We start from the raw sequence: 26893 nt of genomic DNA, 5'->3' as shown, positions 1-26893 counted from the left end.
GAAATTGAGACTCAGCGCGGGACTTTGTGGGAGCGGGCTTGCCCGCGAAGGCGGCGGCACGGTCAGCATCATCGGTGACTGACACGCCGCTTTCGCGAGCAAGCTCGTTCCCACAGGATGAGGGACTGGCTCAGGCTTTGATCAGGCCGGCGGCGATGACCAGTTCTTCCAACGCCAGCAGGTCCGGTACTTTTGCCACGTGTTCGCCCACTTGCACCGCCGCCTGTTCCAGCCCGCACAGCGGTACATCGACGTAGCTCAGTTGAGCGTCGAGCTTGCAGGAACGGGGGATGCCTTGCACCAACAGTGCCATGAAGCGCAGCTCCGGGCGGCCGCCCAGGGCGTTGAGCACGACGATGCGCACTCGCTCGCCGATCACGGTTTTCTGGCCGCACGCCGATTCGAAGCTCAGCAGCGGGATCTGCCGTTCGCGCCAGCTGGCCCAGCCCAGGAACCACGGCGGCGTGTCCAGATCGAACGTGCTGCCCTGGTAGTCGATCAACTCGGCCACCGCGACGTTGGGCAGGATCAGGTGGCGGTCCGCCAGGGGCAACAGCAACCCGGTGAGGTGGCTGGTGCGCTGGTGGGGGTGCAGGTCATGCATGGGGCTTGCTCCAGTGCGCGATGCTGTCGAGCAGCACCGATTCCTGGTACGGCTTGCCCAGGTAGTCGTTGACGCCAATCGCCATGGCGCGGTCGCGGTGCTTCTGGCCGGTGCGCGAGGTGATCATGATGATCGGCAGGTGTGCCAGGCGCGGGTCGTTGCGCACCAGGGTGGCCACTTCGAAGCCATCCATGCGCGGCATCTCGATGTCCAGCAGCATCAGGTCCGGCGAATGCTCGGCCAGCAGCGCCATCGCGTCCACCCCGTCCTTGGCGGTCAGGACATGCATACCATGGCGCTCCAACAGGCGGCTGGTGACCTTGCGCACCGTCACCGAGTCGTCCACCACCAGCACCAGCAGCGGCCGTTGCGGCTCGCCCTCGCTTTCGGCGGGCATCGGTCGGCGCGGCACCTGGTGAGGCAAGGCGCGGATCGGCGCCAGCAGGTCGAGGATCAACACCACCCGGCCATCCCCCAGGATCGTCGCCCCGGACACACCCTGCACCGCCGCAAACTGCGCGCCAAGGCTCTTGACCACGATCTCGCGGGTGCCGGCGGTGGTGTCCACCTGCACCGCGATATGGCGCTCGTTGCACTGCATCAGCAGCAGCGGCAACGGTTGGCTCTGGCCCAGCAGTTTCGGCCGAGCCGTGGTCTTGAGCAGCTCGCCCAGGTAGCACAGTTCGTAGCGCTGCCCGGCGTAGGTATAGGTCGGCGGATCGAGCTGGTAATAGCCATCCAGCTCGGCAGGCAAGACCCGCACGATGCTTTCGATGGTATTGAGCGGGATCGCGTATTGGTCTTCGTGACACTGCACCATCAACGCCCGGTTGATCGCCAGGGTGAACGGCAGGCGGATACGGAAATGCACCCCCTGCCCCGGCGTCGAGTCGATGATCATGCTACCGCCCAGTTGCCGCACCTCTTCGTGGACCACGTCCATGCCGACGCCGCGCCCGGAGATCTGGGTGATCTTCTCGGCGGTGGAAAACCCCGGCTGCAGGATGAACTGCAACACGTCGCGGTCACTGATGTCGCTGTCGGGAGCCAGCAGGCCGCGCTTGATCGCCTTGCGCCGCACCGCCTCCAACGGCACGCCGGCACCGTCGTCGCGGATGTCGAAAATGATGTCGCCGCCCTCCCGCGACAAGTCGAGGCTGATGCGTCCGCGGGTCGGCTTGCCGGCGGCGATGCGCACGTCGGCCGGTTCCAGGCCGTGGTCGACGGCGTTGCGCAGCATGTGCTCCAGGGGCGCGGCCATGCGCTCCAGCACGTTGCGGTCCATTTCGCCCTCGGCATTGCCGACCACGAACTCGACCTCCTTGCCCAGTTCCTGAGCCACTTGCCGGACGATGCGCTTGAGGCGCGGCAACATGCGCTCGAAGGGCACCATGCGCGTGCGCATCAGGCTTTCCTGAAGCTCGGTGTTGATCCGTCCTTGCTGTTGCAACAGGCTTTCGGCGTCGTGATTGCCGCGGTCGAGGGTTTCCTTGAGGTCGAGCAGATCCGAGGCGGATTCGAACAACGCCCGGGACAATTGCTGCAATTGGGAATGCCGATCCATTTCCAGCGGGTCGAACTCCTCGTAGCCCAGGCGCTCGGCCTCGACCTGCTGGCGACTGAGAATCCGCCCCTGGGTCTCGGTGTCCAGCCGGCGCAATTGATCACGCATGCGCTCGATGGTGGTTTCCATTTCGCTCAACGCCACCCGGGCGTCGTTGACTTGCTGTTCGATGCGGCCTCGGAAGATCGACGCTTCACCGGCCAGGTTGACCAGGTCGTCGAGCAGTTCGGCGGAGACCTTGACCATGTCCGCGCCGTCGCTGGGTGTGCTCGGCTCGGGCCTGGCGGGCGCAGGCGTGGCGGCAGTGACCGGGGCCACGACCGGCGCCGGAAGCGGCTGTGCCACGGGCGTCGCCTGACTTGCCGGGGCTTGCTTCGCGTGGCTCACCGCCTGGATCTGTGCGATCAGCCGGTCGCCCGGCGGGCACGGGTGCCCGGCGCGTACGGCATCGAGCATCTGCGCCAGTCGGTCGTGACTGCTTTGCAACAGGGTGAACAGGCTCGGACTGGGCTGGAGCAGACCGGCCGACAAGCCTTCGTAAAGGTTCTCCAACTCATGGGCCAGGTCGCCGATGGGCACGATCTCCACCATCCGCGCGCCGCCCTTGAGGGTGTGCAGGTCCCGCAACAGGGTTTCCACGGCCTGGCGATTCGACGGCTCGGCCTGCCAGCGCAGCAACGCCGCGCCGGAGCTGTCGAGGATGTCGAAGCCTTCTTCGAGGAAGATCTCCAGCAACTCAGGGTCCTGGCCGGCTGCATCGCCCTGGCTTGCCCCGGCGGTGTCAATGGCGTTCGGCTTGTCCTGGCGGAAGCGGCGGATGGCATCGATCAGCGCAACGGGATCGCCCAGCGGCTGGCCCTGTTGCAATTGCCCGAGCAGCAGGTCGAGGCGTTCGTGGCTGCGTTCGAGCAGTTGCTCCAGTGCCTCGCTGTGGCTGTAGCGGCGGTCCACCAGGCCTTCGTAGAGGTTTTCCAGTTCCTGGGCCAGGTCGCTTACCGGCCGGATATCGGCCATCCGCGCCCCGCCCTTGAGGGTGTGCAGGTCCCGTTGCAACGAGGACAACGGCGCACCGTTGTCCGGGTCGGCCAACCAGCGCTGCAAGGCTTGGGCGGCGCTCTCGAGAATGTCCTGGGCTTCCTCGAGGAAGATCGCCGCGATATCGTCGTCCACCGCTGCGTCGGTGGGGGCGTCGCGCTCCAGCTCGGCGGTGGCCTGGCCCAGTTCGTGGATGCTCAGGGTCCGACTGCCGTCGCTGCGGATCAGGCCGGTGGCCGCCGGGTCGAGGCCGTCTTCCAGCAACCTGTGCAAGGCCTGGACCCGTTCGGGTTGTGGATGCACCGACTGCCCGGCCGCCAGCTCATCGAGCATGTCGATCAGCGCCTCATGGGCGCGCTGGGCTTCCTGGAAAAACATGTCGCTGACCACCAGGCTGCTCTCTTCCACCGCGCCGTAGAGGTCGAGCAACGCTTCGCAAAGCTCATCGACCGGGTGCAGGTCGGCCAGGTGTGCGCCTTCGCCGAGGGTGGTCAGCTCATCCAGCAACGCACTCAGTTCCTGGCCTTCGCCCGGATGCTGCTGCCAGCGCTGCAGCAGGCTTTCGGCGTCGAGCAGGATGTCCATGCCCTGGGCGAGGAAGTTGTTGATCAGTTGGGGATCGCGCTTGGCACGCAGTCCCTTGTCCGGGGCGTCGAGGGCTGTTTGCAGGTGTTCGGCCAACAACGATTGGGCTCGCTGGATCAGGTCCTCGGCACCGGGAATCGGTGCCAGCGGCTCGCTGTGCAACTGGCGCAGGCTGCGGCGCAGCAACCCTTCGGCCTCCAGCAACAGTTCGATCTCATCCAGGTCGAGGGCAATCAGGTGGGCCTTGTATTCCCGGGCCAGTTCATCCATTGCGCCGGCCAGTTCGGCAATCGGCAGCACGCCGGCCATGGAGGCGCTGCCCTTGAGGGTGTGCAAGGCCCGTTGCAGTTCATCGCTGGCCTGCAACGGCAAGTGGTCGGTGGCCTGGTCGAGAAACCGATTGAGGCTGGCGAGGTGGCCCTGGGCTTCATTATCGAAGATCTTCAGCAGCAGCGGGTCGAGGGCGGCCACGTCCTGCACATCTTCATCGGCCTCGTCATCGCCCTTGGCGAGGGCATGGGCGCGGGCGGCCAGGCGATCGACGTCATCGCGCTGCCGTTGCTGGTGGGCGGCGAACTCGGTCACCAGGGCCGGCAGCAACTGCACGGTGTCCTCGATCAGTTGACGCACCGAAGCCGTCGGCTCGACACTGCGCTCCAGCACCCGGTTGAGCAGGTTTTCCACCGCCCAGGCCAGCTCCCCCAGCACCAGCGCCCGCACCATCCGGCCGCTGCCCTTGAGGGTGTGGAAGGCCCGGCGCAGTTCACTCAGGGCACCCTGGTCATCGGGGTGGGTGTTCCAGCGCGGCAGGTATTCGCGCAGGACGTCCAGCACCTCATCGGTCTCCTCGAGAAAGACCTCGCGCAATTCATCGTCCACCGGATGTTCGTCCCGCGGTGGCGGCAGCAGGCTGCCCGGTGTGCTGCGGGCCGGCGGATTGACCGTCGAGACCGGGCTGGCCAGCACTTGCGCCAGCGATTGCACGGTCAGCGGGTCGTCCAGTTCCTGCAGATCCTGCATCAGCTGGGCTTCGTTGGGGCCCAGCACATCCTCCAGCACCGGCACCCGCGCTTCGTCCGGGAAATAGCCGAGCGCGGCCAGGCTCCGCTCGACCCCGTCGAGCAAAGGCTCGCCGGGGGTCTGTGGGTCTTCGCTCAAGCGCTCCAGGTAATATTCGAGGCCGCTGATCACATCGGCCAGATGGTCGAGGGCTTCCCAGCCCGGCTGGGCCTGGTCGAACAGCAGGTGTTCGCGGATGAACCCGTTGCACGCCTCCACCAGGCCGGCTGCGCGGCTCAGGGGGATCATCGCCAGCGCACCGCGCACCTGGGTCAGCAGGGCCGGCAAGGGCTGCAACTGCTCGCGGTTCCAGTCGGCGTCGATGTAGTCGACGATCATGTCCTTGGCCTGTTGCAGGCAGGTGTGCGCTTCCTTGATGACAATCTGGTGGATCTGGGTCAGATCGGTGGTGGGCAGGTGCGTGTCTTCGCGGCTCTGTGGTTCGACGGTGCCGACCATGCCGGCCAGGGTGGCTTCGACGTAGAGCAAGGCACCGGCGACGTCCATGAGGGTTGCGTCATCAGGCTTGCGCTGGCCCTGGGCGAGGCTCAGCACCACCGCCAGTTGATCGATGATGACCTTGCGCGGCTGGCCGAAGCCCAGCACCGCCAGGGTATCGGCGATCTGTCGCAGCGGCGCCAGCAGGCTGTCCAGTTCCGAGGCGTGCTGGCGATCGCTGCGCACGAACAGGTCGAGGCGCTCCTTGACCCGCACCAGTTCTTCACAGAGCGCGGCAAGCACCGAGCGCAAGGCATCGCGGTCGGGCCCGGCGAGGCGCGCGCGTTCTTCGTCGACCATGGCGCTGTCGGGCAGCGCGTCGTCCAGTGAGTAGCGTTCTTTCATGATCTGCATCTGCCCGCTGGGGTGTTCGGCCTTGGCAATATAGAACAACAAGCTCTTGAGCAGGTGGGCCGGTGCCGGTTGATTGATGCCACCCATGCCGTGTTCGAGCAGGCGCCTGAGTTCCTGGTCGGCTTCCTTGAACAGGCTGCGCAACGCCGGGCTGTTGGCGATGCGCCCCTCGCGCATGCCTTCGACCAGCGCCGAGGCCACCTGCCACAAGGCATTGAGCGGCGCCCCGGCGCACAGGCCTTCCAGGCGATGGAAAACCTTGGCAAGGTAGCCGAGGTGGGTGGCATCGTCCTGTTCGCGCAACAGCCCGACGAGGGCCATTTGCAGGGTCTGGCGCAGCTTGCGCAGGGTGTTCGGCAGGTCCGGCGGTTCGAGTCGCCGCAACGCCTCGTCGCTCAGCGGCGGCAGTTGCGGCAGCTCGGGGCTGAACAGGCTGGTCTCCGACAACAGGCTTTCGCCCCGGGCGCTGCGCAGGTCGTTGATCAACGGCAGCACCACCAGCGGTAAATCGCGGCGGGCGCCCTGGACACGGTCCAGGTAGATCGGCAACTGGCCCAGGGCCTGGCTCAACAGGCTGATGGCCTCTTCGCGATGGCTGATGCGGTTGTCCTGCAGGGCCAGGCACAACTGTTCCATCTCTTCGGCCAGCAGCGCGGCGCCGTAGAATTCGACCATCTGCAAGCCACCGTGCACCTGATGGATACCGGCCAGGCACTGCGCGAGGGCATCCAACGCCTGCGGGTCGTCCACCAGGCGATTGAGGGCCTGGTGGGCCTGCTTCAGCGTTTCGGCAATCTCGCCCTTGACCCACTCCAGGGCCACATAGTCGCGCCGATCAGCCATAACCACTCCAAATCAACAGTCGTACACCTGCGCTGACGTCGAGAACGTCGTGGCGAGGGAGCTTGCTCCCGCTTGAGCGCGCAGCGCTCACAAAATCTCTAGGGCGGCTACGCCCGAAACGTCGGACCGCCCCAGCGGGAGCAAGCTCCCTCGCCACAAAAGCGTGCCCGCCACAGATACATCCCCTCCCAGCAGACGGGTCACGCCTTGTCCTCGCCCGCAGCCGCCGGCAAGGTGAACCCGGACACCGACCGCCGCAGTTGGCTGGCCATTTTCGCCAGGTTGCCGATGCTCTCGGCGGTGGCGGTGGAGCCCGACGAGGTTTGCGTGGTGATCTGCTGGATCACGTTCATGGTCAGGGAAATCTGCCCCGCCGACGTGGTCTGTTGCTGCGCCGCGTTGGAGATGCTCTGGATCAGCGCAGCCAGGGTCTTGGAGACGCCTTCGATTTCCTCCAGCGCGACGCCGGCATCCTGGGCCAGCCGTGCGCCGCGCACCACTTCGGTGGTGGTCTGCTCCATGGAGATCACCGCTTCGTTGGTGTCGGCCTGGATCGCTCGCACCAGCGTCTCGATCTGCCGGGTCGCCGCCGAAGAACGCTCCGCCAGGCGCTGCACTTCATCGGCCACCACCGCGAAGCCGCGCCCGGCGTCGCCGGCCATGGAGGCCTGGATGGCGGCGTTGAGGGCCAGGATGTTGGTCTGGTCGGCGATGTCGTCGATCAGGCTGACAATGTCGCCAATCTCCTGGGACGATTCGCCCAGGCGCTTGATGCGCTTGGCGGTGTCCTGAATCTGTTCGCGAATGTTGTCCATGCCGTGGATGGTGTTGTGCACCACTTCGTTGCCCTTGTTGGCAATTTCCACCGAGCGCTCGGCCACCGCCGACGACTCGGCGGCGTTGGCCGAAACCTGGTCGATGGACTGGGCCATCTCATTGATGGAAGTCGACGCCTCGGAGATCTGCTGGGCCTGGTGCTCGGAGGCCTGGGCCAGGTGCATCGCCGTGGCCTGGGTTTCCTGCACGGCGGCGGCGACCTGGCCGGCGGTGAGGTTGATGGTCGCCACCAGGTCGCGCAGCTGGTCCACCGAATAGTTGATGGAGTCGGCGATGGTGCCGGTGAAGTCCTCGGTCACCGAGGCGGTCACCGTCAGGTCGCCGTCGGCCAGGTCTTCGATCTCGTCCAGCAGACGCATGATCGCGTTCTGGTTGCGCTCGTTCTTTTCCGCGGTCTCGCGCAATTGGCGGTTGGTTTCCCGAACCATTACCAGGCCGATCAGGATGATCGACGTCAGCGCCAGCAGGCCCAGCACATACCCGCCGATGGCGTTGGCCGCGCGCCCGCCGGCCAGGTTCTCGAACGCCGTGGCCAGGTGCGACGCTTCGTCGAGCAGGGTTTGCGACAGGCTGAAGATATTGCCGGCCGACTCACGGACCTTGAACAGCTCCGGCGACGTTTCGAGGATTTCATCCACCGAACCCGAGACGAACTCGAACAGTTCGCTGATTTCGCTCAAGCGGGCCCGGGCATCGCGGTCCTGGACCTGGGAAATCTTCAAGGTCGGGTCGCCCTGCAACATGCCGTTGAGCACCTGGCCGAAACGCGCGGCGTCGCGGCCGAAGGTGTCGGCCGCCTGGCTGGCGTTTTCATCCCCCGCCAGCACGGTGTTGACCGCGCCAAGAATCCGCTCGGCCAGCAGCGACTGGCGCTGGGCCATGGCCACCTGGGCCGCGGGCGCACCGCGTTGCAGCAGGATCTCGACGACTTTCTCGTACTCGACCTGCAGTTGCGGCACGGTCTCGGCCAACGTCGCCGCCACTTGATGCAACGACAGGACCGTCTGCTCGCTGGACAGAATGGCGTCGGCATTTTTCAGCAGGCGTTCCCAGTCCAGCTGCACGGCGCGCATCTGCGGGCGCAGGGCGGCGGGCGCCGGCGGCAGCCCGGTCACCGGGTCCCCCTGTTTCAGGTAGCCCCAGCGCTGGGCAAAGTCATTGCGCGCATCGCTCAGCAACTTGAACGCGGCCGGCTTGCCGGCTGCGGCCTCGGTGGCGTTCTTGGCAATGCGCTGGGACAGCACCCGCAACTCACCGGCGTGACCGATGTACTGCTTGTCGTAGGTGGACTGGGTGTTGAGGTAGGCGAAGTTGGCGAACAGCAGCATGATGAAGACAATCAGCGCGACGAACAGCACGATGATCTGCGAACGACTGCGCGACGCTTCCAGTGGCTTGCCTGCTTTTGCTTTGATCATCGGTTCTCGCCTGTACTGCATCATCCAACTCACTCACCGTGGTACCCCATGTGGGAGCGAGCTTGCTCGCGATAGCATCGGATCAGCCAGCATTGATTTAGCTGACCCACCGCAATCGCGAGCAAGCTCGCTCCCACAAGGGACCGGCTCTGTATCCCGTCAAATCGCCACATCCATGAACCCTGGCGAGCGCGTCAACGCAAACGGGCTGAACACCTGCCACGGCGGCTCGCCGGGAAACTGCCCTTTGACGAACACCGACTCCGGGCCGTCGAGCTCGTCCACCAGCGTCGGCTCCAGGCTGCCCTGGGGAAAATGCTGCAACCCGAGGACCTCATCCACCAGCAAGCCGGTGAACACTTCGTCGTGATCCACCACCAGCACGCGCCGCTGCTTGCGCACGGGCGACAGTTCATGGCCGAAGAACCCGCACAGGTCCATCAATGGCAGCAGCCGCCCGCGCAGGTTAGCCACACCGCGCACCCAGGGCTTGACCCCGGGCAACTGTGTGCAGCGCGGTTCATGCAGCACTTCACTGACCTCCCCCATGGGGGCCACGTACCAATGCTCGCCCAGGCGAAAACCGATGCCGCTCCAACTGTCGCGGTGGGTCGGCTGGGAAGGCAGGTCGGCCCCCAGCAGCCGGCAGCGCCGGTCGATCTGCAGCAGCAGTTCGAATGCCGTCAGGTTCTGGCTCATGGCCGCGTCGTCAATCCGCCAGCACTTTGTTCAGGGTCGCGATCAGGGTTTCTTCGTCCACCGGTTTGGTCAGGTAGTCCTTCGCGCCCTGGCGCGTGCCCCAGACCTTGTCGGTGTCCTGGTCCTTGGTGGTGATGATGATCACCGGGATGTGCCCGGTGTCCGGGTCCTTGGTCAACTGGCGGGTGGCCTGGAAACCGTTGAGGCCGGGCATGACGATGTCCATCAGCACGGCGTCGGGTTTTTCCTGGCGGGCCAGGGCCACGCCATCGGCGCCGTTTTCGGCCTTCAGGACCTGGTGGCCGTGCTTTTCCAGCATACCGGTCAATTTGTACATTTCGGTCGGCGAATCATCGACGATCAGAATACGTGCCATGGTGTTCCCCATTTTTGTCGACCCCAGGCCTGTTGGCCGAGTGTCATTAATGTGCCTGGTGCGGCTGGACAGCGGCAAAGCCCGGAACATGGGCCTGTATCGCACCCAGCAGTTCTTCCTTGCTGAACGGTTTGGTCAAAAACTGATCGGAGCCGACGATGCGCCCCTTGGCCTTGTCGAACAAGCCGTCACGAGACGACAGCATGATCACCGGCGTGGCCTTGAACGCGCTGTTGTTCTTGATCAGGGCGCAGGTCTGGTAGCCGTCCAGGCGCGGCATCATGATGTCGACAAAGATGATGCCCGGATGATGATCGGCGATCTTGGCCAGGGCATCGAAGCCGTCGATGGCCGTGATCACCTCGCAGCCGACGTTGCGCAGCAAGGTTTCGGCGGTGCGGCGGATGGTCTTCGAGTCGTCGATGACCATGACCTTCAAGGCACTGGGTTGCTGCTGCGTAAATTGCTCTGCCATTGCCACTGCGAACCAGTTTTTAACGCGCCAGGGTGGTCGACGGCGCAAACCCTTGATGTTCAAGGCCCGCGCGTCACATGGCAGCCTTTTTAGCACAGTCTCCATCGCCGATCTATCGGCCGCTCGGCGTGGCGGTTTTTCCTTGACCGCCAAACTTGGGGGCGCCACTCTGACGCCACTTTTTCACGCCATTTGTGCCCATCATATTTTCGAGGAACCAAGCCATGAGCGTACGCGTCGGCATTGTCATGGACCCTATCGCCAGCATTTCCTATAAGAAGGATAGCTCGCTGGCCATGCTGCTGGCCGCTCAAAAGCGCGGCTGGGAGTTGTTCTACATGGAGCAGCGCGACCTCTACCAGGCCGAGGGCCAGGCGCGGGCGCGGATGAAACCGCTGAAAGTCTTCGCCAACCCCGAGAAATGGTTCGAGCTGGGCGCCGAAAGCGATGCCCTGCTGAGCGACCTCGACGTGATCCTGATGCGCAAGGACCCGCCGTTCGACATGGAGTTCGTCTACTCCACCTACCTGTTGGAGCAGGCCGAGAACGCTGGCGTGCTGGTGGTCAACAAACCCCAGAGCCTGCGCGACTGCAACGAAAAGCTGTTCGCCACGCTGTTCCCTCAGTGCACGCCGCCGACCCTCGTCAGCCGCCGCCCGGACGTGCTGCGCGAGTTTGCCGAGCATCACGGCGACGTGATCCTCAAACCCCTGGACGGCATGGGCGGTTCCTCGATCTTCCGCCACACCGCCGGCCACCCGAACCTGTCGGTGATCCTGGAAACCCTGACCCTGCATGGCAAACAGCAGATCATGATCCAGGGCTACCTGCCGGCCATCGTCGACGGCGACAAGCGCATCCTGATGATCGACGGCGAACCAGTGGACTATTGCCTGGCCCGGATTCCAGCGGCTGGCGAAACCCGCGGCAACCTGGCCGCCGGTGGCCGTGGCGAGGCGCGCCCGCTGACCGACAAGGACCGCTGGATCGCCGCCCAGGTCGGCCCGAGCCTGCGGGAGAAAGGCCTGCTGTTCGTGGGCCTGGACGTGATCGGTGAGCACCTGACGGAAATCAACGTCACCAGCCCGACCTGCATCCGCGAGATCGACAACGCTTTCGGCACCGACATCGGCGGCCTGCTGATGGATGCCATAGAGAAGCAACTGCAAGCCATTCGCGGCAAGCGGCAAGCGTGAAGCGGACGATGTGCAGCTTGTCGCTCGCTGCTTGAAGCTTGCAGCTAAAAACCAACATTGCGCTATCATGCCGGGCCCTGAAAAAAAGCGATGTTGGTTTTTGCCGCTATGACCCTCCCGTCCGATCTGCCCCAAGAGCTTGCCCATCGCGGCGTGCGCCCGGCCGATCGCCTCGGTTTTACGCTGTTCCTGGCGGCGCTGATCCACCTGGCCCTGTTGCTGGGCGTCGGGTTTGCCACGGTCGAGCCCAAGCAGATCAGCCAGACCCTGGAAATCACCCTGGCCACCTTCAAGAGCGAGACGAAGCCGGCGAAGGCCGATTTCCTCGCCCAGGAAAACCAGCAAGGCAGCGGCACCCTGGAAAAAAAGGCCATTCCCAAGACCACCGAGATCGCGCCGTTCCAGGACAATCAGGTGCAGAAAACCAGCCCGCCCCCGGCTGCCAAGCCCGAGGTGCAGGAGGCCGCGCCGAAGGCCGCCGTGACCACCGTGGCGCCCAAGCCCAAGAAGGCCCCGGTCAAGGAAGAGGTCAAGCCCGACCCCAAGCCCAAGGCCCCCGCCCCGACATTCGACAGCTCCCAGTTGTCCAGCGACATCGCCAGCCTGGAAGCCGAACTGGCCCAGGAGCAGCAGCTCTATGCCAAGCGCCCGCGCATCCACCGCCTGAGCGCGGCCTCGACCATGCGCGACAAGGGCGCCTGGTACAAGGACGAATGGCGCAAGAAGGTCGAGCGCATCGGCAACCTGAACTACCCCGACGAAGCGCGGCGCAAGCAGATCTATGGCAACCTGCGGCTGATGGTCTCGATCAACCGCGACGGCTCGCTGTATGAAGTGTTGGTCCTGGAGTCCTCCGGCCAGCCACTGCTGGACCAGGCGGCCCAGCGGATCGTGCGCCTGGCCGCGCCGTTCGCCCCGTTTACCGGGGATCTGTCGGACATCGACCGGCTGGAGATCATCCGCACCTGGAAATTCTCCCGGGGTGACCGGTTGTCCAGTAACTGACACATCATTGATGCCTGTGGGAGCGGGCTTGCTCGCGAAGCGGCCTGTACATCCAACAGATTTCTTGTGGCAGGACCACCGTCTTCGCGAGCAAGCCCGCTCCCACATCGATGGGGCCGGGAGGCCGATAGGGGCATTTGCAACGCATCCCCAGCTTGTCAGTTCGCCCCCGCGCCGCCACACTAGCGCCTATGAAAAACGTCAGCCCCACCTACCTCAAGCATCAATTCCTGATCGCCATGCCCCACATGGCCGATCCGAACTTTGCCCATACCTTGACCTACATCGTCGAGCACACGGCCAATGGGGCCATGGGGCTGGTGATCAATCGCCCGCAGGAGCTGAACCTGGCGGACATCCTCGAGCAGCTGCGCCCTGATGTAGAGCCGCCATTGTTGTGCCAGCACGTGCCGATCTTCATCGGCGGCCCGGTGCAAACCGATCGCGGTTTCGTGCTCCATCCGTCGGGGCCGACCTACCAGGCCACGGTGGACCTGAACGGCGTGTCGCTGTCCACGTCCCAGGACGTGCTGTTCGCCATCGCCGACGGCGTCGGCCCGGAAAAAAGCCTGATCGCCCTCGGCTACGCCGGCTGGGAAGCCGGGCAACTGGAGGCCGAGTTGGCCGACAACGCCTGGCTGACCTGCCCGTTCGACGCCGACATCCTGTTCAACACCAGCAGTGAACTGCGCCTGGAAGCGGCCGCCAGCCGGCTGGGGATCAACCTCAGCCTGCTCACCAGCCAGGCGGGACACGCCTGATGGCCTTGCGCTTGCTGCTGGGCTTCGATTACGGCACCAAACAGATCGGCGTGGCAGTCGGCCAGGTCATTACCGGCCAGGCCCGCGAACTGTGCACGCTCAAGGCGCAGAATGGCGTCCCGGACTGGAACCAGGTCGAGGCGCTGATCAAGGAATGGAAACCCGACGCCGTGGTGGTCGGCCTGCCGCTGAACATGGACGGCACGCCCAGTGACATGTGCGTGCGTGCGGAAAAGTTCGCCCGCCGGCTCAATGGCCGCTTCAACCTGCCCTTCTATACCCACGACGAACGCCTGACCACGTTCGAAGCCAAGGGCGAGCGCCTGGAGCGTGGCGGGCAGAAAGGCAGTTACCGCGACAACCCGGTGGACGCCATTGCCGCCGCCCTGCTGCTGCAAGGGTGGCTCGATGCAAACACCGCCCTGTTCGAAACCTGATTTTCTATAAAGCGCCGCCAAGGCGCTTTCTTTTAGCGATGAACCGCGCCCCTCACACCGGCCCGGAAACCTGAAGGAGCCAGCATGAGCCTGCCCAATCCTGCCGAACTGATCAGCCAGATGGCGATCCGTCTCACGGCACACCTGGAACAACGCGGCATCCGCGAACCGCGCTACATCGGTATTCGCACCGGTGGCGTCTGGGTCGCCCAGGCATTGCTCGATGAACTGGGCAGCCAATCGCCGTTGGGCACGCTGGATGTGTCGTTCTACCGCGACGACTTCAGCCAGAACGGCCTGCATCCGCAAGTCCGCCCTTCGGCGCTGCCGTTCGAGATCGAAGGCCAGCACCTGGTACTGATCGACGACGTGCTGATGAGCGGGCGGACCATCCGCGCGGCCATGAATGAGTTGTTCGACTACGGCCGCCCGGCCAGCGTGACCCTGGTGTGCCTGCTGGACCTGGACGCCGCCGAACTGCCGATCCGCCCGGACGTGGTCGGCGCGACACTGGCGCTGGCCGCCCACGAGCGCGTCAAGCTCTCCGGGCCCGCGCCGCTGCAACTCGAACTGCAAGACCTTGCCCTTTAACTGCCCTTGTAAGAGTCCATTGCGATGACGCCTCTCGAAACCAAGCGCCCGCTGCAGCTCAACGATCAGGGCCAGCTGCGGCACTTCCTGTCCCTCGACGGCTTGCGCCGCGAGCTGCTGACAGAAATCCTCGACACCGCCGACTCGTTCCTCGAAGTCGGCGCCCGGGCAGTGAAAAAAGTCCCGTTGCTGCGCGGAAAGACCGTGTGCAACGTGTTCTTCGAAAACTCCACCCGCACCCGCACCACCTTCGAACTGGCCGCCCAGCGGCTGTCGGCGGACGTGATCACCCTCAACGTGTCGACGTCCTCGGCGAGCAAGGGCGAAACCCTGCTCGACACCCTGCGCAACCTCGAAGCCATGGCCGCCGACATGTTCGTCGTGCGCCACGGTGATTCCGGCGCGGCACACTTCATCGCCGAACACGTCTGCCCGCAGGTGGCGATCATCAACGGCGGCGATGGCCGCCACGCCCACCCGACCCAGGGCATGCTGGACATGCTCACCATCCGCCGGCACAAAGGCAGTTTCGAGAACCTCTCGGTGGCCATCGTCGGCGACATCCTGCATTCGCGGGTGGCCCGCTCGAACATGCTGGCCCTCAAGACCCTCGGTTGCCCGGACATTCGCGTGATCGCGCCGAAGACCCTGCTGCCGATCGGCGTCGAGCAGTACGGCGTGAAGGTCTACACCGACATGACCGAAGGCCTCAAGGATGTCGACGTGGTGATCATGCTGCGCCTGCAGCGTGAACGCATGACCGGCGGCCTGCTGCCCAGCGAAGGCGAGTTCTACCGCCTCTACGGCCTGACCACCGCCCGCCTGGCCGGGGCCAAGCCGGACGCTATCGTCATGCACCCGGGGCCGATCAACCGCGGCGTGGAGATCGAGTCGGCGGTGGCCGACGGGCCGCATTCGGTGATCCTCAACCAGGTGACCTACGGCATCGCCATCCGCATGGCCGTGCTGTCCATGGCCATGAGCGGGCAAACGGCCCAGCGCCAATTCGACCAGGAGAACGCCCAGTGAAGCTCAGCATTCTCGGCGCACGCGTGATCGATCCGGCCAGCGGCCTGGATCAAGTGACCGACATCCACATCGACGCCTGCAAGATCGTCGCCCTGGGCGCTGCGCCCGCCGGTTTCACCGCCGTGCAAACCCTCGACGCCCAAGGCCTGGTGGCGGCCCCGGGCCTGGTGGACCTGAACGTCTCCCTGCGCGAACCCGGCTACAGCCGCAAAGGCAGTATCGTCAGCGAAACCCGCGCCGCCGCCGCTGGTGGCGTGACCAGCCTGTGCTGCCCGCCGCAGACCAAACCGGTGCTGGACACCTCGGCCGTGGCCGAACTGATCCTCGACCGCGCCCGCGAAGCCGGCAACACCAAGGTCTTCCCGATCGGTGCCCTGAGCAAAGGCCTGGACGGCGAGCAACTGGCCGAACTCATCGCCTTGCGCGACGCCGGCTGCGTGGCGTTCGGCAACGGCCTGAACAGTTTCCGCAACACCCGCACCCTGTGCCGCGCCCTGGAATACGCGGCGACGTTTGGCCTGACGGTGATTTTCAACTCCCAGGATCACGACCTGGCCGAAGGTGGCCTGGCCCACGAAGGCCCGACCGCCAGCTTCCTCGGCCTGCCGGGCATCCCGGAAACCGCCGAGACCGTGGCCCTGGCCCGGGACCTGCTGCTGGTGGAGCAAAGCGGCGTGCGTGCGCACTTCAGCCAATTGACCAGCGCCCGTGGCGCGGCATTGATCGCCCAGGCCCAGGCCCGGGGCTTGCCGGTCACCGCCGATGTGGCGCTGTACCAATTGATCCTGACCGACGAAGCGCTGATCGACTTCAACAGCGTCTATCACGTCCAGCCGCCGCTGCGCACCCGCGCCGATCGCGATGGCTTGCGCGAGGCGGTGAAGAGCGGAGTGATCTCGGCCATCTCCAGCCATCACCAGCCCCATGAGCGTGACGCCAAGCTGGCACCGTTCGGCGCCACCGAGCCCGGCATCAGCAGCGTCGAACTGCTGCTGCCGTTGGCGATGACCCTGGTGGAAGACGGCTTGCTCGACCTGCCGACCTTGCTCGCGCGCCTGAGCGCTGGCCCGGCCCAGGCCCTGCAATTGCCGGCCGGGAAACTGGCCGTGGGCGCCGCGGCCGACCTGGTGCTGTTCGACCCCGCCGCCTCTACCGTGGCCGGCGAAGCCTGGCGCTCCAAGGGCGACAACTGCCCGTTCCTGGGCCACAGCCTGCCGGGGGTGGTGCGTTACACCCTGATGGATGGGCGGGTCACTCACCAGGCCTGAGACCGCGTCGCGCCTATCGCGAGCAAGCTCGCTCCCACAGTTGGATCTTTGGTGAACACATGATTTGTGAACACCTCGATCCAGTGTGGGAGCGAGCTTGCTCGCGATGCAGGCGCCCCGATCTTACTGAAACGCCCCCCGCTTCTGCGCATTGCGTATCGAGACCTGGTCATTGAGTGTCCAGAAGTCATACAGCACCCCCAGGAAAAACACCCCGCCCGTCAGCAGATAGACAATGCCGCTGAGCCATTTGCCCTGGTACATGCGGTGTACGCCGAACACTCCGAGAAACGTCAGCAGGATCCACGCCACGGAGTATTCGATGGGGCCGGGGGTAAAGCGCAGGTCCGCCTCGCGGTCCATGGCCGGGATCAGGAACAGGTCGATCAGCCAGCCGATGCCCAGCAAGCCAAACGTGAAGAACCAGATCGTGCCGGTGACCGGCTTGCCGTAATAGAAACGGTGGGCACCGGTGAAACCGAAAATCCACAGCAGGTAGCCGATGACTTTGCTGTGGGTGTCGTGCACGGCACCCGGTTGATAGCTGTTCATGAAGAGCCTCTTCGCCTCGATAGATAAATTTTTTCTGACTTTTTGTTACTTTTTCGTGTCTCGCCGACAAGCGGTCTTCACCGCACCGGTTCGACGAAAGCCCCGTACTAGCAGGGCTGTGTCGGACAATCGGGCCAATTTGTCGCATTTAGACGGGTTTTGCCTGGGGTTCCAAATCGACAAACGGCCTCGGAATCGCAAAAAAAGCTGTTATAAAGTTGCGCGCTAACCTTTATGAGCCCTGCCTAATGCGTCCATTTTTCAAGACATGGCTAACCATTTGCCTATTATTGCCACTGGCCGCCCACGCCACCAATCGTGAGCAACGTCTGCCCAACATCAACGGCTACACCCCCAAATCCCATGTTTCTGCTCCTTCGAGCAAGAACAAGCCCGGCGCACAACGCCCAGGCACCGCCAGCAGCAAGCTGGTACCGCCCATGGCGAGCAAGACCAGCAGCAACGTGCTGAGCCGCGCCGTCAATGTACTCGGTACACCTTATCGTTGGGGCGGCAGCAGCCCAAGTAAAGGCTTCGATTGCAGCGGACTGGTGAAGTACGCCTTCAACGACGCCACCTTCGACCTGCCGCGCACCTCCAACGCGATGGCTGCCGGGCATGGCGAGAAAGTCGAGCGCAAGGACCTCAAGCCGGGCGACCTGATCTTCTTCAAGCTCAAGAGCCGCCGGGTCAACCACGTGGCGATCTACCTGGGCAACGACCGCTTCATCCATGCCCCGCGCCGTGGCAAGTCGGTGACCATCGACACCCTGAACAAGCCGTACTGGGACACCCACTATGTGGTAGCCAAGCGCGTGCTGCCGAAAGAGCCGGGCGGGATGCGGGTCGTCCAACGCTGATCTGAAGAACACACCGCACCCTGTGGCGAGGGAGCTTGCTCCCGCTGGGGCGCGAAGCGGCCCAAAAATAATTGGGCCCACAGAGATCATTGGCCTGTTTTGGGGCGGCTGCGCCACCCAGCGGGAGCAAGCTCCTCGCCACAGAGCTCGTATCAGGCCTGACTGACCGTCCCCCGCCTCAGAAATTATCCGGCGTACGCGCCCGCTCCCGCGCATGTTCCCGGCTGATCAGGCCCTTGTTCACCAGGTCCTTCAGGCACATGTCCAGCGTCTGCATCCCCAGCGACCCACCGGTCTGGATCGACGAGTACATCTGGGCGATCTTGTCTTCGCGGATCAGGTTGCGAATGGCCGACGTGCCCAGCATGATCTCGTGCGCGGCAATGCGGCCGCCACCGATCTTCTTGATCAGGGTCTGGGAGATCACCGCTTGCAGTGACTCCGACAGCATCGAGCGCACCATGGACTTCTCATCCCCCGGGAATACGTCCACCACCCGGTCGATGGTCTTGGCCGCCGACGTGGTGTGCAGCGTACCGAACACCAGGTGCCCGGTTTCGGCGGCGGTCAGCGCCAGGCGGATGGTTTCCAGGTCGCGCATTTCTCCCACCAGGATCACGTCCGGGTCTTCCCGCAGGGCCGAGCGCAGGGCCGTGGAGAAGTCTTGGGTGTCGCGGTGCACCTCACGCTGGTTGATCAGGCACTTGCGCGGCTCGTGGACGAACTCGATCGGGTCTTCGATGGTAAGAATGTGATGGTGCTTGTGGCTGTTGAGGTAGTCGATCATCGCCGCCAGGGTGGTGGACTTGCCCGAGCCGGTCGGCCCGGTCACCAGGACCAGGCCCCGGGGCGACTCGGTCACTTTGCGAAACACTTCGCCCATCCCCAGGTCTTCCATGGTCAGGACCTTCGACGGGATGGTCCGGAACACCGCCCCCGCGCCGCGATTCTGGTTGAAGGCGTTGACCCGGAACCGCGCAACGCCCGGCACCTCGAAGGAAAAGTCGGTTTCCAGAAACTTTTCGTAATCCACCCGTTGCCGGTCGTTCATGATGTCGTAGATCAACTCATGGACCTGCTTGTGATCCAGTGCCGGCAGGTTGATCCGCCGCACATCGCCATCGACCCGGATCATCGGCGGCAAGCCGGCGGACAGGTGCAGGTCCGACGCCCCCTGTTTGGCGCTGAAGGCCAGCAGTTCAGTGATATCCATAGCGCTCCTCAATTCCAGTAGAATGCCGCGAACCTCAGACCGCTGGCGCTTCTTTATGTCCACGATAGCAGACAACATCGCTCAGGTTAGATCGCGTATCCGCGCTGCGGAACAGGCCGCCCAGCGTGCCGAACAGAGTGTCCAACTGCTGGCCGTGAGCAAGACCAAGCCCGCCCAGGCCCTGCGCGAAGCCTATGCCGCGGGCCTTCGGGACTTCGGCGAGAACTACCTGCAAGAAGCCCTGGGCAAGCAGGCCGAACTCACCGACCTGCCCTTGATCTGGCACTTCATCGGCCCCATTCAATCGAACAAGACGCGCGCTATTGCCGAACATTTCGATTGGGTGCACTCCGTGGATCGCTTGAAAATTGCCCAACGCCTGTCCGAGCAACGCCCGGACGGCTTGCCGCCGCTGAACATCTGCATCCAGGTCAACGTCAGCGGTGAAGCCAGCAAGTCCGGCTGCACCCCGGCGGACCTGCCCGCCCTGGCCGCCGCCATCGACGCCTTGCCGCGGCTCAAGCTGCGCGGGCTGATGGCCATTCCCGAGCCAACCGAGGAGCGTGCCGCCCAGGATGCCGCCTTCGGTGCGGTCCAACGCCTGCAAGCGAGTCTGCAACTGCCGCTGGACACCCTTTCCATGGGCATGAGCCATGACCTCGAGTCGGCCATCGCCCAAGGCGCCACCTGGGTACGAATCGGAACAGCCCTGTTCGGCGCCCGCGACTATAGCGCTGGCTGAGCCCAAGCCATGCCGACCCCACTCTCTAATCAAGGACCAGTCATGAGCAACATGCGTATTGCCTTCATCGGCGCCGGCAACATGGCCGCCAGCCTGATCGGCGGCCTGCGGGCCAAGGGTCTGGATGCCTCGCAGATCCGCGCCAGCGATCCGGGCGAGCAAACCCGCAGCCGGGTGAGCAGCGAGCACGGCATCGAGACCTTTGCCGACAATGCCCAGGCCGCCGACGGCGCGGACGTCATCGTACTGGCGGTCAAGCCCCAGGCCATGAAAGCCGTGTGCAAAGCCCTGCGCCCGAACCTCAAACCCCATCAACTGGTGGTGTCGATTGCCGCCGGCATCACCTGCGCCAGCATGAACAAATGGCTGGGCGAGCAGCCCATCGTGCGCTGCATGCCCAACACCCCGGCGCTGCTGCGCCAAGGTGTCAGCGGCCTGTTCGCCACCCCGCAGGTGAGCGCCGCGCAACGCCAGCAGGCGCAGGAGCTGTTGTCGGCCGTGGGCCTGGCGCTGTGGCTGGACACCGAGCAACAGCTGGACGCCGTCACCGCCGTCTCGGGCTCGGGCCCGGCGTACTTCTTCCTGCTGGTCGAAGCCATGACCGCCGCCGGCGAGAAACTCGGCCTGCCCCGGGAGATCGCCGCGAAGCTGACGGCGCAGACCGCCCTCGGCGCGGCGCACATGGTGGTGTCCAGCGACGTCGATGCGGCCGAGCTGCGCCGCCGCGTGACATCGCCGGCCGGCACCACCGAAGCCGCCATCAAATCATTCCAGGCCGGGGGCTTCGAAGCCCTGGTGGAAACCGCACTCGGCGCCGCCGCGCACCGCTCGGCCGAAATGGCCGAACAACTGGGTCAATAAGGAGCCATCATGATTGGATTGAACACCGCAGCGGTCTACGTGCTGCAAACCCTTGGCAGCCTGTACCTGCTGATCGTGTTGCTGCGCTTCGTGCTGCAACTGGTGCGCGCCAACTTCTATAACCCGCTGTGCCAGTTCGTCGTCAAGGCCACCCAGCCGCTGCTCAAGCCCTTGCGCCGGATCATCCCGAGCCTGTTCGGCCTGGACATGTCGTCGCTGGTGCTGGCCATCCTCGTGCAGATGGCACTGATGGCCCTGACCCTGCTGCTGACCTACGGCACCACCGGCAATCCGCTGCAACTGTTGATCTGGTCGATCATTGGCGTGACCGCGCTGTTCCTGAAGATCTTCTTCTTCGCCATGATCATCAGCGTCATCCTGTCGTGGGTCGCGCCTGGCAGCCACAACCCGGGCGCCGAGCTGGTGAACCAGATCTGCGAGCCGGCCCTGGCCCCGTTCCGCCGCATCGTGCCGAACCTCGGCGGCCTGGATATCTCGCCGATCCTGGCGTTCATGGTGCTCAAGCTGATCGACATGCTGGTGATCAACAACCTCGCGGCCATGACCATGATGCCGGAGATCCTGCGCCTGCTGATCTGACGGGGCGCACATCCTGTGGCGAGGGAGCTTGCTCCCGCTGGCGCGCGTAGCGGCCCTGGTTTTTAGGGCTGCTGCGCAGCCCAGCGGGAGCAAGCTCCCTCGCCACGGCAGGCTCTCAGTCATAAGTACCGCGTCAAGCAATAAGGCCCGCCCTTTGCTTGCCGCTAACCCCAGCGGTCTTTAGACTTACGCCTCATTTCAACGAGAGCAGGGTCGATGCCAGCTGCCTTTCCCGCCGATTCCGTTGGTCTGGTGACGCCGCAAGTGGCGCATTTCAGCGAGCCCCTGGCCCTGGCCTGCGGTCGCTCGTTGCCGGCCTATGACCTGATTTACGAAACCTATGGCACCCTCAACGCCACGGCCAGCAATGCCGTGCTGATCTGTCACGCCTTGTCGGGCCATCACCACGCCGCCGGCTACCACAGCGTCGACGACCGCAAGCCAGGCTGGTGGGACAGTTGCATCGGCCCGGGCAAGCCCATCGACACCAACCGGTTCTTCGTGGTCAGCCTGAACAACCTCGGTGGCTGCAATGGCTCCACCGGCCCCAGCAGCCTCAACCCGGACACCGGCAAGCCGTTCGGCGCCGATTTTCCGGTGCTCACCGTGGAAGACTGGGTGCACAGCCAGGCACGCCTGGCCGACCGCCTCGGCATCGGCCAGTGGGCGGCGGTGATCGGCGGCAGCCTGGGCGGCATGCAGGCGCTGCAATGGACCATCACCTACCCGGACCGCGTGCGCCATTGCCTGGCAATCGCCTCGGCCCCCAAGCTGTCGGCGCAGAACATCGCCTTCAACGAAGTGGCGCGCCAGGCGATCCTCACCGACCCGGAGTTCCATGGCGGCTCGTTCCAGGAACACGGCGTGATCCCCAAGCGCGGGCTGATGCTGGCGCGCATGGTCGGGCACATCACCTACCTGTCCGACGACTCCATGGGCGAGAAATTCGGCCGCGGCCTCAAGAGCGAAAAGCTCAACTACGACTTCCACAGCGTCGAGTTCCAGGTGGAAAGCTACCTGCGTTATCAGGGCGAGGAGTTCTCCGGGCGCTTCGACGCCAACACCTACCTGCTGATGACCAAGGCCCTGGACTACTTCGATCCGGCGGCGAGCTGCGACGATGACCTGGCGAAAACCTTCGCCGGCGCCACCGCCAAGTTCTGCGTGATGTCGTTCACCACCGACTGGCGTTTCTCCCCGGCACGCTCCCGGGAGTTGGTGGATGCGCTGATGGCCGCGCGCAAGGATGTCTGCTACCTGGAAATCGACGCGCCCCAGGGCCACGACGCCTTTCTGATCCCGATCCCGCGCTACCTGCAGGCGTTCGGTAACTACATGAACCGTATAACGCTGTGAGGACGCCATGAGAGCCGATCTGGAAATCATCCAGGAATGGATCCCCGCCGGCAGCCGCGTGCTCGACCTGGGCTGCGGCGACGGCGAACTGCTGACCTGGCTGCGGGACCACAAGCAGGTCAGCGGCTACGGCCTGGAAAACGACCCGGACAACATCGCCGAATGCGTCGCCAAGGGCATCAACGTCATCGAGCAGGACCTGGACAAGGGCCTGGGCAACTTTGCCAGCAACAGCTTCGACATCGTGGTCATGACCCAGGCCCTGCAAGCGGTGCATTACCCGGACAAGATCCTCGACGAAATGCTGCGGGTCGGGCGCCAGTGCATCATCACCTTTCCCAATTTCGGGCACTGGCGTTGCCGCTGGTACCTGGCGAGCAAGGGCCGCATGCCGGTGTCGGAGTTCCTGCCCTACACGTGGTACAACACGCCGAACATCCACTTCTGCACCTTCGCCGATTTCGAAGCACTGTGCCGCGAACGGGAAGCCAAGGTCATCGATCGCCTGGCCGTGGACCAGCAGCACCGACACGGGTGGGCCAGCAAGCTATGGCCTAATCTGTTAGGTGAGATCGGCATTTATCGGGTCAGCAGCCCAGGCCTGCCCGATTACCAGGTCGCGGTGTGAACCCCGGCCCTGACAGGAGCACGACATGAAACGTCTCGCATTGTTTCTCATCACCGCCTGCCTCTGTGCAGGCGCCATGGCCGCCGACGTCATCAAGGCCGAGCGCAAGGAAGTGTTCGGTGACGTCACCGTGCACTACAACACCTTCAACTCCACGTTCCTCACGCCGGACATCGCCAAGGCCACCGAGCTGGTGCGCAGCAAGAACCAGGGCGTGATCAACGTATCGGTGATCAAGGACGGCAAGCCCTTGATGGCCCAGGTCAGCGGCACGATCAAGGACCTGACCAGCAAGGCGGTCCCGCTGACGTTCCGCCAGGTCATCGAGCAAGGCGCGATCTACTACATCGCCCAGTACCCGGTGGAGCAGCAGGAAAACCGCACCTTCGAAATCAAGGTGCAGACCGGCGACAAGATCAACACCCTCAACTTCAACCAGGAACTGTTCCCCGGCGAATGATGAACCTCTCCCAACTCGTACTCGCCAGCCACAACGCCGGCAAACTCAAGGAACTCCAGGCCATGCTCGGCGGGTCGGTGCAATTGCGCTCGATCGGTGAGTTCAGCCAGGTGGAGCCTGAAGAAACCGGCCTGTCGTTCGTCGAGAACGCCATCCTCAAGGCCCGCAATGCCGCGCGCCTCTCGGGGCTGCCGGCGCTGGCCGACGACTCCGGGCTGGCAGTGGACTTCCTGGGCGGTGCGCCGGGCATCTATTCGGCCCGTTACGCCGACGGCAAGGGCGATGCAGCGAACAATGCCAAGCTGCTTGAGGCCCTCAAGGATGTGCCGCAAGCCGAGCGCGGCGCGCAGTTCGTTTGCGTCCTGGCGCTGGTGCGGCACGCCGACGACCCGCTGCCGATCCTCTGCGAAGGCCTGTGGCACGGGCGCATCCTCACCGAGGCCAGCGGCGAGCACGGCTTTGGCTATGACCCGTTGTTCTGGGTGCCGGAACGCAATTGCTCCAGCGCCGAACTCGGCCCGGTGGAGAAAAACCAACTGAGCCACCGCGCGCGCGCCATGGTCCTGCTGCGCCAGCGCCTGGGCCTGCAATGAACGATGACACCCCCGCGCCGCTGATCCATGGCGGCGCACAAACGCCTCGGGCGCCACTACCGGTGCTGCCGCCCCTGGCGTTGTACATCCACATCCCGTGGTGCGTACGCAAATGCCCTTATTGTGATTTCAACTCTCACACCGCCAGCCCACAGCTGCCCGAAGAGGACTACGTCGACGCCTTGTTGGCCGACCTCGACCAGGACCTGCATGGCGTGCATGGCCGGGCACTGAGCTCGATCTTCTTCGGTGGCGGCACCCCGAGCCTGTTCAGCGCCCAGGCCCTGGGCCGGCTGCTCAAGGGCGTCGAGGCGCGCATACCGTTCGCCCCTGACATCGAAATCACCCTGGAAGCCAACCCCGGCACGTTCGAGCAAGAGAAGTTCGTCGCTTACCGGGCGCTGGGCATCAATCGCCTGTCCATCGGTATCCAGAGCTTCCAGCAAGCCAAGCTCGAGGCCCTGGGGCGGATCCACAACGGTGACGAAGCCGTGCGCGCCGCCGGCATGGCCCGCCAGGCCGGGTTCGACAACTTCAACCTGGACCTGATGCACGGCCTGCCGGACCAGTCCCTGGACGATGCCCTGGGCGACCTGCGCCAGGCCATCGCCTTGAAGCCGACGCATCTGTCCTGGTACCAGTTGACGCTGGAGCCCAATACCGTCTTCTGGAACCAGCCGCCGACGCTGCCGGAAGACGACACGTTGTGGGACATCCAGGAAGCCGGCCAGGCCCTGCTCGCCGAACACGGCTACGCCCAGTACGAAGTCTCGGCCTACGCCCAACCCGGCCGGGCGGCGCGGCATAACCTCAACTACTGGAGCTTTGGCGACTTCATTGGCATCGGTGCCGGTGCCCACGGCAAGCTCAGCCATCCGGACGGGCGCATCGTGCGCACCTGGAAGACGCGCCTGCCCAAGGACTACCTCAACCCGGCCAAGCGCTTCCTGGCCGGCGAGAAGACCCTGGCCAACGAAGAGCTGCCGTTCGAGTTCCTGATGAACGCCCTGCGCCTGACCCAGGGCGTGGACGCCCGCTTGTACCCGGAGCGCACTGGCCTGCCCCTGCAAAGCCTGGCCGACGGCCGCCGCGAGGCCGAACAAAGCGGGTTGTTGCAGGTCGAACCGTCACGTCTGGCGGCCACCGAGCGCGGACAACTGTTTCTCAATGACTTGCTGCAGAAATTTCTGAGCTGATCAACACAAGGAAATCGAATGGATCTGGTACTCGACCTGCTGGCCACCGTGTCCCGCTGGAGCCGCAGCAACCTGTCGGAAATCTCCCTGGCGCTGGTCGGCTGCCTGCTGGTGCTGTTCGGTGCGGACATCAAGGCCTGGGTCGAGCAACGCCTAGGCAGCATCGCCGGCGCGTTGCGCGTCCCGTTGATCGCCCTGCTGTGCATGATCGGCAGCGGCGCCGCCCTGATCTACGCCACGCCATGGGTGGTGCGAGGGCTGAGCCAGTTCAACAACTACAGCCTGGCGCCGGTGCTGTTGGTGGTGCTGGTGTTGATCGGCGTGGTGGCGGATCGGCGCTGATCCCAGCTACACCATAGAACAAATGTGGGAGCGGGCTTGCTCGCGAATGCGGTGTATCAGTCGCAATTTCATTGCCTGACACTACGCATTCGCGAGCAAGCCCGCTCCCACATTGGATACAGCGTATGGCTTACGCCAACTTCTCGAACTTCAAATCCCAGACCCCATGCCCCAGCCGCTCGCCGCGGCGCTCGAACTTGGTGATCGGTCGTTCAGCCGGACGCGGGACGTATTGGCCGTCTTCGGCAAGGTTGCGGTAGCCCGGCGCGACGTTCATCACTTCCAGCATGTATTCGGCGTAGGGTTCCCAGTCAGTGGCCATGTGCAGCACGCCACCGACTTTCAACTTGCTGCGCACCAACTCAGCGAACGAAGCCTGGACGATGCGGCGCTTGTGGTGACGGCTCTTGTGCCAAGGGTCCGGGAAGAACAGCATCAGCCGGTCGAGGCTGTTGCCGGCCACGCAGCGGTTGAGCACCTCGATGGCATCGCAATCGTAGACCCGCAGGTTGGTCAGCCCCTGGGTCAGCACGCCGTTGAGCAGCGCACCGACACCGGGCCGGTGCACTTCCACACCGATGAAATCCTGTTCCGGCGCCGCGGCGGCCATCTCCAGCAGCGAGTGGCCCATGCCGAAACCGATTTCCAGCGAGCGCGGGGCCGAGCGGCCGAACACTTGGTCGAAGTCCACCGGCGCGTCGGCCAGCGGCAGGACGAACAGAGGGGCGCCCTGCTCCAGGCCACGCTGCTGGCCTTCGGTCATGCGCCCGGCACGCATCACGAAACTCTTGATGCGGCGGTGTTGGCGCTCTTCGCCTTCGTCCGGCTGGACAGGCGTGTCGTTCGATTCAGTCAT

Annotated in this window: 26 protein-coding genes; 17 read left to right on the top strand and 9 right to left on the bottom strand. The window is 64.6% G+C overall.

Annotated features, from left to right (window positions below; genetic code table 11):
- Positions 1-130: 130 nt before the first annotated feature.
- The 6 genes from AD664_RS13570 to AD664_RS13545 all read right to left on the bottom strand — a co-directional run bounded on the left by AD664_RS13570 (position 131) and on the right by AD664_RS13545 (position 10347).
- On the bottom strand, positions 131-604 hold the full coding sequence (locus tag AD664_RS13570; protein WP_053147222.1) for a chemotaxis protein CheW: 474 nt from the start codon (positions 602-604) through the stop codon (positions 131-133).
- A complete protein-coding gene (locus AD664_RS13565) occupies positions 597-6542 on the bottom strand; it encodes an Hpt domain-containing protein (protein WP_053147220.1) in 5946 nt (1981 codons plus the stop codon). Before AD664_RS13565 ends, AD664_RS13570 begins: the two co-directional genes overlap by 8 nt.
- A gap of 200 nt (positions 6543-6742) precedes the next feature.
- The gene (locus tag AD664_RS13560; protein WP_053147219.1) at positions 6743-8797 is read right to left on the bottom strand and encodes a methyl-accepting chemotaxis protein; all 2055 of its coding nucleotides are present in this window, start codon (positions 8795-8797) and stop codon (positions 6743-6745) included.
- Positions 8798-8956: 159 nt separating this feature from the next.
- Positions 8957-9496 (bottom strand): chemotaxis protein CheW, encoded by a 540-nt coding sequence (locus AD664_RS13555; RefSeq protein ID WP_042731342.1) that lies wholly within the window; start codon positions 9494-9496, stop codon positions 8957-8959.
- A gap of 10 nt (positions 9497-9506) precedes the next feature.
- Positions 9507-9872 (bottom strand): twitching motility response regulator PilH, encoded by a 366-nt coding sequence (pilH, locus tag AD664_RS13550; RefSeq protein WP_042731352.1) that lies wholly within the window; start codon positions 9870-9872, stop codon positions 9507-9509.
- A 46-nt stretch (positions 9873-9918) separates the two neighbouring features.
- A complete protein-coding gene (locus tag AD664_RS13545) occupies positions 9919-10347 on the bottom strand; it encodes a PleD family two-component system response regulator (protein ID WP_042731343.1) in 429 nt (142 codons plus the stop codon).
- A 224-nt stretch (positions 10348-10571) separates the two neighbouring features.
- On the opposite strand from AD664_RS13545, the gene gshB reads away from it, so the two are divergent.
- The 7 genes from gshB to AD664_RS13510 all read left to right on the top strand — a co-directional run bounded on the left by gshB (position 10572) and on the right by AD664_RS13510 (position 16634).
- Positions 10572-11543, top strand: coding sequence for a glutathione synthase (gene gshB / locus AD664_RS13540; RefSeq protein ID WP_042731344.1), 972 nt, complete (start codon positions 10572-10574; stop codon positions 11541-11543).
- A gap of 108 nt (positions 11544-11651) precedes the next feature.
- Positions 11652-12548, top strand: coding sequence for an energy transducer TonB (locus AD664_RS13535; protein WP_053147286.1), 897 nt, complete (start codon positions 11652-11654; stop codon positions 12546-12548).
- Positions 12549-12739: 191 nt separating this feature from the next.
- Positions 12740-13309, top strand: coding sequence for a YqgE/AlgH family protein (locus AD664_RS13530; RefSeq protein WP_042731345.1), 570 nt, complete (start codon positions 12740-12742; stop codon positions 13307-13309).
- Positions 13309-13746: a Holliday junction resolvase RuvX gene (gene ruvX, locus AD664_RS13525; protein WP_042731346.1), complete on the top strand. Its 438-nt coding sequence runs from the start codon at positions 13309-13311 to the stop codon at positions 13744-13746. The genes AD664_RS13530 and ruvX overlap by 1 nt, the downstream gene beginning before the upstream one ends.
- Positions 13747-13830: 84 nt before the next feature.
- Positions 13831-14337: a bifunctional pyr operon transcriptional regulator/uracil phosphoribosyltransferase PyrR gene (pyrR, locus tag AD664_RS13520; protein WP_042731347.1), complete on the top strand. Its 507-nt coding sequence runs from the start codon at positions 13831-13833 to the stop codon at positions 14335-14337.
- Between the two features lie 24 nt (positions 14338-14361).
- Entirely contained in the window at positions 14362-15366 is a 1005-nt protein-coding gene (locus AD664_RS13515) for an aspartate carbamoyltransferase catalytic subunit (RefSeq protein WP_042731348.1), read from the top strand.
- Complete coding sequence (locus tag AD664_RS13510) at positions 15363-16634, top strand: dihydroorotase (protein WP_053147217.1); 1272 nt, start codon at positions 15363-15365, stop codon at positions 16632-16634. The genes AD664_RS13515 and AD664_RS13510 overlap by 4 nt, the downstream gene beginning before the upstream one ends.
- 123 nt (positions 16635-16757) lie before the next feature.
- Here the strand turns inward: AD664_RS13510 and AD664_RS13505 are convergent, their stop codons facing one another.
- Positions 16758-17186, bottom strand: a complete 429-nt coding sequence (locus tag AD664_RS13505) for a TM2 domain-containing protein (RefSeq protein WP_053147215.1) — start codon at positions 17184-17186, stop codon at positions 16758-16760.
- Between the two features lie 248 nt (positions 17187-17434).
- Here AD664_RS13505 and AD664_RS13500 point away from each other — a divergent pair, with 248 nt between their 5' ends.
- Positions 17435-18046, top strand: a complete 612-nt coding sequence (locus AD664_RS13500; protein ID WP_042731351.1) for a C40 family peptidase — start codon at positions 17435-17437, stop codon at positions 18044-18046.
- Between the two features lie 178 nt (positions 18047-18224).
- Here AD664_RS13500 and AD664_RS13495 read toward each other — a convergent pair whose 3' ends face one another.
- The gene (locus AD664_RS13495) at positions 18225-19259 is read right to left on the bottom strand and encodes a type IV pilus twitching motility protein PilT (protein ID WP_053147214.1); all 1035 of its coding nucleotides are present in this window, start codon (positions 19257-19259) and stop codon (positions 18225-18227) included.
- Positions 19260-19314: 55 nt separating this feature from the next.
- Here AD664_RS13495 and AD664_RS13490 point away from each other — a divergent pair, with 55 nt between their 5' ends.
- The 9 genes from AD664_RS13490 to AD664_RS13450 all read left to right on the top strand — a co-directional run bounded on the left by AD664_RS13490 (position 19315) and on the right by AD664_RS13450 (position 26037).
- Positions 19315-20001 (top strand): YggS family pyridoxal phosphate-dependent enzyme, encoded by a 687-nt coding sequence (locus AD664_RS13490; protein WP_053147212.1) that lies wholly within the window; start codon positions 19315-19317, stop codon positions 19999-20001.
- Positions 20002-20043: 42 nt separating this feature from the next.
- Complete coding sequence (gene proC / locus AD664_RS13485; RefSeq protein ID WP_053147210.1) at positions 20044-20862, top strand: pyrroline-5-carboxylate reductase; 819 nt, start codon at positions 20044-20046, stop codon at positions 20860-20862.
- A gap of 9 nt (positions 20863-20871) precedes the next feature.
- Positions 20872-21462, top strand: coding sequence for a YggT family protein (locus tag AD664_RS13480; protein WP_042732791.1), 591 nt, complete (start codon positions 20872-20874; stop codon positions 21460-21462).
- Positions 21463-21678: 216 nt separating this feature from the next.
- Positions 21679-22818, top strand: a complete 1140-nt coding sequence (locus tag AD664_RS13475) for a homoserine O-acetyltransferase (RefSeq protein WP_053147208.1) — start codon at positions 21679-21681, stop codon at positions 22816-22818.
- Positions 22819-22825: 7 nt separating this feature from the next.
- The gene (gene metW / locus AD664_RS13470) at positions 22826-23446 is read left to right on the top strand and encodes a methionine biosynthesis protein MetW (RefSeq protein WP_042731259.1); all 621 of its coding nucleotides are present in this window, start codon (positions 22826-22828) and stop codon (positions 23444-23446) included.
- A 25-nt stretch (positions 23447-23471) separates the two neighbouring features.
- Entirely contained in the window at positions 23472-23906 is a 435-nt protein-coding gene (locus AD664_RS13465) for a DUF4426 domain-containing protein (RefSeq protein ID WP_042731258.1), read from the top strand.
- Positions 23903-24499, top strand: coding sequence for an RdgB/HAM1 family non-canonical purine NTP pyrophosphatase (gene rdgB / locus AD664_RS13460; protein WP_042731257.1), 597 nt, complete (start codon positions 23903-23905; stop codon positions 24497-24499). Before AD664_RS13465 ends, rdgB begins: the two co-directional genes overlap by 4 nt.
- Positions 24496-25695: a radical SAM family heme chaperone HemW gene (gene hemW, locus AD664_RS13455; protein WP_042731256.1), complete on the top strand. Its 1200-nt coding sequence runs from the start codon at positions 24496-24498 to the stop codon at positions 25693-25695. The genes rdgB and hemW overlap by 4 nt, the downstream gene beginning before the upstream one ends.
- 18 nt (positions 25696-25713) lie before the next feature.
- Positions 25714-26037, top strand: a complete 324-nt coding sequence (locus tag AD664_RS13450) for a DUF3392 domain-containing protein (RefSeq protein ID WP_024778900.1) — start codon at positions 25714-25716, stop codon at positions 26035-26037.
- A 130-nt stretch (positions 26038-26167) separates the two neighbouring features.
- On the opposite strand, the gene trmB is transcribed toward AD664_RS13450, so the two are convergent.
- Positions 26168-26893, bottom strand: a complete 726-nt coding sequence (gene trmB, locus AD664_RS13445) for a tRNA (guanosine(46)-N7)-methyltransferase TrmB (RefSeq protein WP_053147207.1) — start codon at positions 26891-26893, stop codon at positions 26168-26170.

It is taken from the genome of Pseudomonas sp. P97.38, from assembly GCF_001269745.1.
GTDB lineage: Bacteria > Pseudomonadota > Gammaproteobacteria > Pseudomonadales > Pseudomonadaceae > Aquipseudomonas > Aquipseudomonas chlororaphis_E.
This window is presented reverse-complemented; position numbering and strand designations above follow the sequence as displayed.

Bases quoted from the DNA above. Each gene is read 5' to 3' on its own strand.
- pyrR (WP_042731347.1), top strand. From the start codon at position 13,831: ATGAGCCTGCCCAATCCTGCCGAACTGATCAGCCAGATGGCGATCCGT.
- AD664_RS13450 (WP_024778900.1), top strand. From the start codon at position 25,714: ATGGATCTGGTACTCGACCTGCTGGCCACCGTGTCCCGCTGGAGCCGC.
- pilH (WP_042731352.1), bottom strand. From the start codon at position 9,872: ATGGCACGTATTCTGATCGTCGATGATTCGCCGACCGAAATGTACAAA.
- AD664_RS13495 (WP_053147214.1), bottom strand. From the start codon at position 19,259: ATGGATATCACTGAACTGCTGGCCTTCAGCGCCAAACAGGGGGCGTCG.
- ruvX (WP_042731346.1), top strand. From the start codon at position 13,309: ATGGCCTTGCGCTTGCTGCTGGGCTTCGATTACGGCACCAAACAGATC.
- AD664_RS13565 (WP_053147220.1), bottom strand. From the start codon at position 6,542: ATGGCTGATCGGCGCGACTATGTGGCCCTGGAGTGGGTCAAGGGCGAG.
- hemW (WP_042731256.1), top strand. From the start codon at position 24,496: ATGAACGATGACACCCCCGCGCCGCTGATCCATGGCGGCGCACAAACG.
- proC (WP_053147210.1), top strand. From the start codon at position 20,044: ATGAGCAACATGCGTATTGCCTTCATCGGCGCCGGCAACATGGCCGCC.
- AD664_RS13490 (WP_053147212.1), top strand. From the start codon at position 19,315: ATGTCCACGATAGCAGACAACATCGCTCAGGTTAGATCGCGTATCCGC.
- rdgB (WP_042731257.1), top strand. From the start codon at position 23,903: ATGATGAACCTCTCCCAACTCGTACTCGCCAGCCACAACGCCGGCAAA.
- trmB (WP_053147207.1), bottom strand. From the start codon at position 26,893: ATGACTGAATCGAACGACACGCCTGTCCAGCCGGACGAAGGCGAAGAG.
- AD664_RS13570 (WP_053147222.1), bottom strand. From the start codon at position 604: ATGCATGACCTGCACCCCCACCAGCGCACCAGCCACCTCACCGGGTTG.
- AD664_RS13465 (WP_042731258.1), top strand. From the start codon at position 23,472: ATGAAACGTCTCGCATTGTTTCTCATCACCGCCTGCCTCTGTGCAGGC.
- AD664_RS13535 (WP_053147286.1), top strand. From the start codon at position 11,652: ATGACCCTCCCGTCCGATCTGCCCCAAGAGCTTGCCCATCGCGGCGTG.
- AD664_RS13505 (WP_053147215.1), bottom strand. From the start codon at position 17,186: ATGAACAGCTATCAACCGGGTGCCGTGCACGACACCCACAGCAAAGTC.
- metW (WP_042731259.1), top strand. From the start codon at position 22,826: ATGAGAGCCGATCTGGAAATCATCCAGGAATGGATCCCCGCCGGCAGC.
- AD664_RS13555 (WP_042731342.1), bottom strand. From the start codon at position 9,496: ATGAGCCAGAACCTGACGGCATTCGAACTGCTGCTGCAGATCGACCGG.
- AD664_RS13475 (WP_053147208.1), top strand. From the start codon at position 21,679: ATGCCAGCTGCCTTTCCCGCCGATTCCGTTGGTCTGGTGACGCCGCAA.
- AD664_RS13560 (WP_053147219.1), bottom strand. From the start codon at position 8,797: ATGATCAAAGCAAAAGCAGGCAAGCCACTGGAAGCGTCGCGCAGTCGT.
- AD664_RS13500 (WP_042731351.1), top strand. From the start codon at position 17,435: ATGCGTCCATTTTTCAAGACATGGCTAACCATTTGCCTATTATTGCCA.
- AD664_RS13515 (WP_042731348.1), top strand. From the start codon at position 14,362: ATGACGCCTCTCGAAACCAAGCGCCCGCTGCAGCTCAACGATCAGGGC.
- AD664_RS13480 (WP_042732791.1), top strand. From the start codon at position 20,872: ATGATTGGATTGAACACCGCAGCGGTCTACGTGCTGCAAACCCTTGGC.
- AD664_RS13545 (WP_042731343.1), bottom strand. From the start codon at position 10,347: ATGGCAGAGCAATTTACGCAGCAGCAACCCAGTGCCTTGAAGGTCATG.
- gshB (WP_042731344.1), top strand. From the start codon at position 10,572: ATGAGCGTACGCGTCGGCATTGTCATGGACCCTATCGCCAGCATTTCC.
- AD664_RS13530 (WP_042731345.1), top strand. From the start codon at position 12,740: ATGAAAAACGTCAGCCCCACCTACCTCAAGCATCAATTCCTGATCGCC.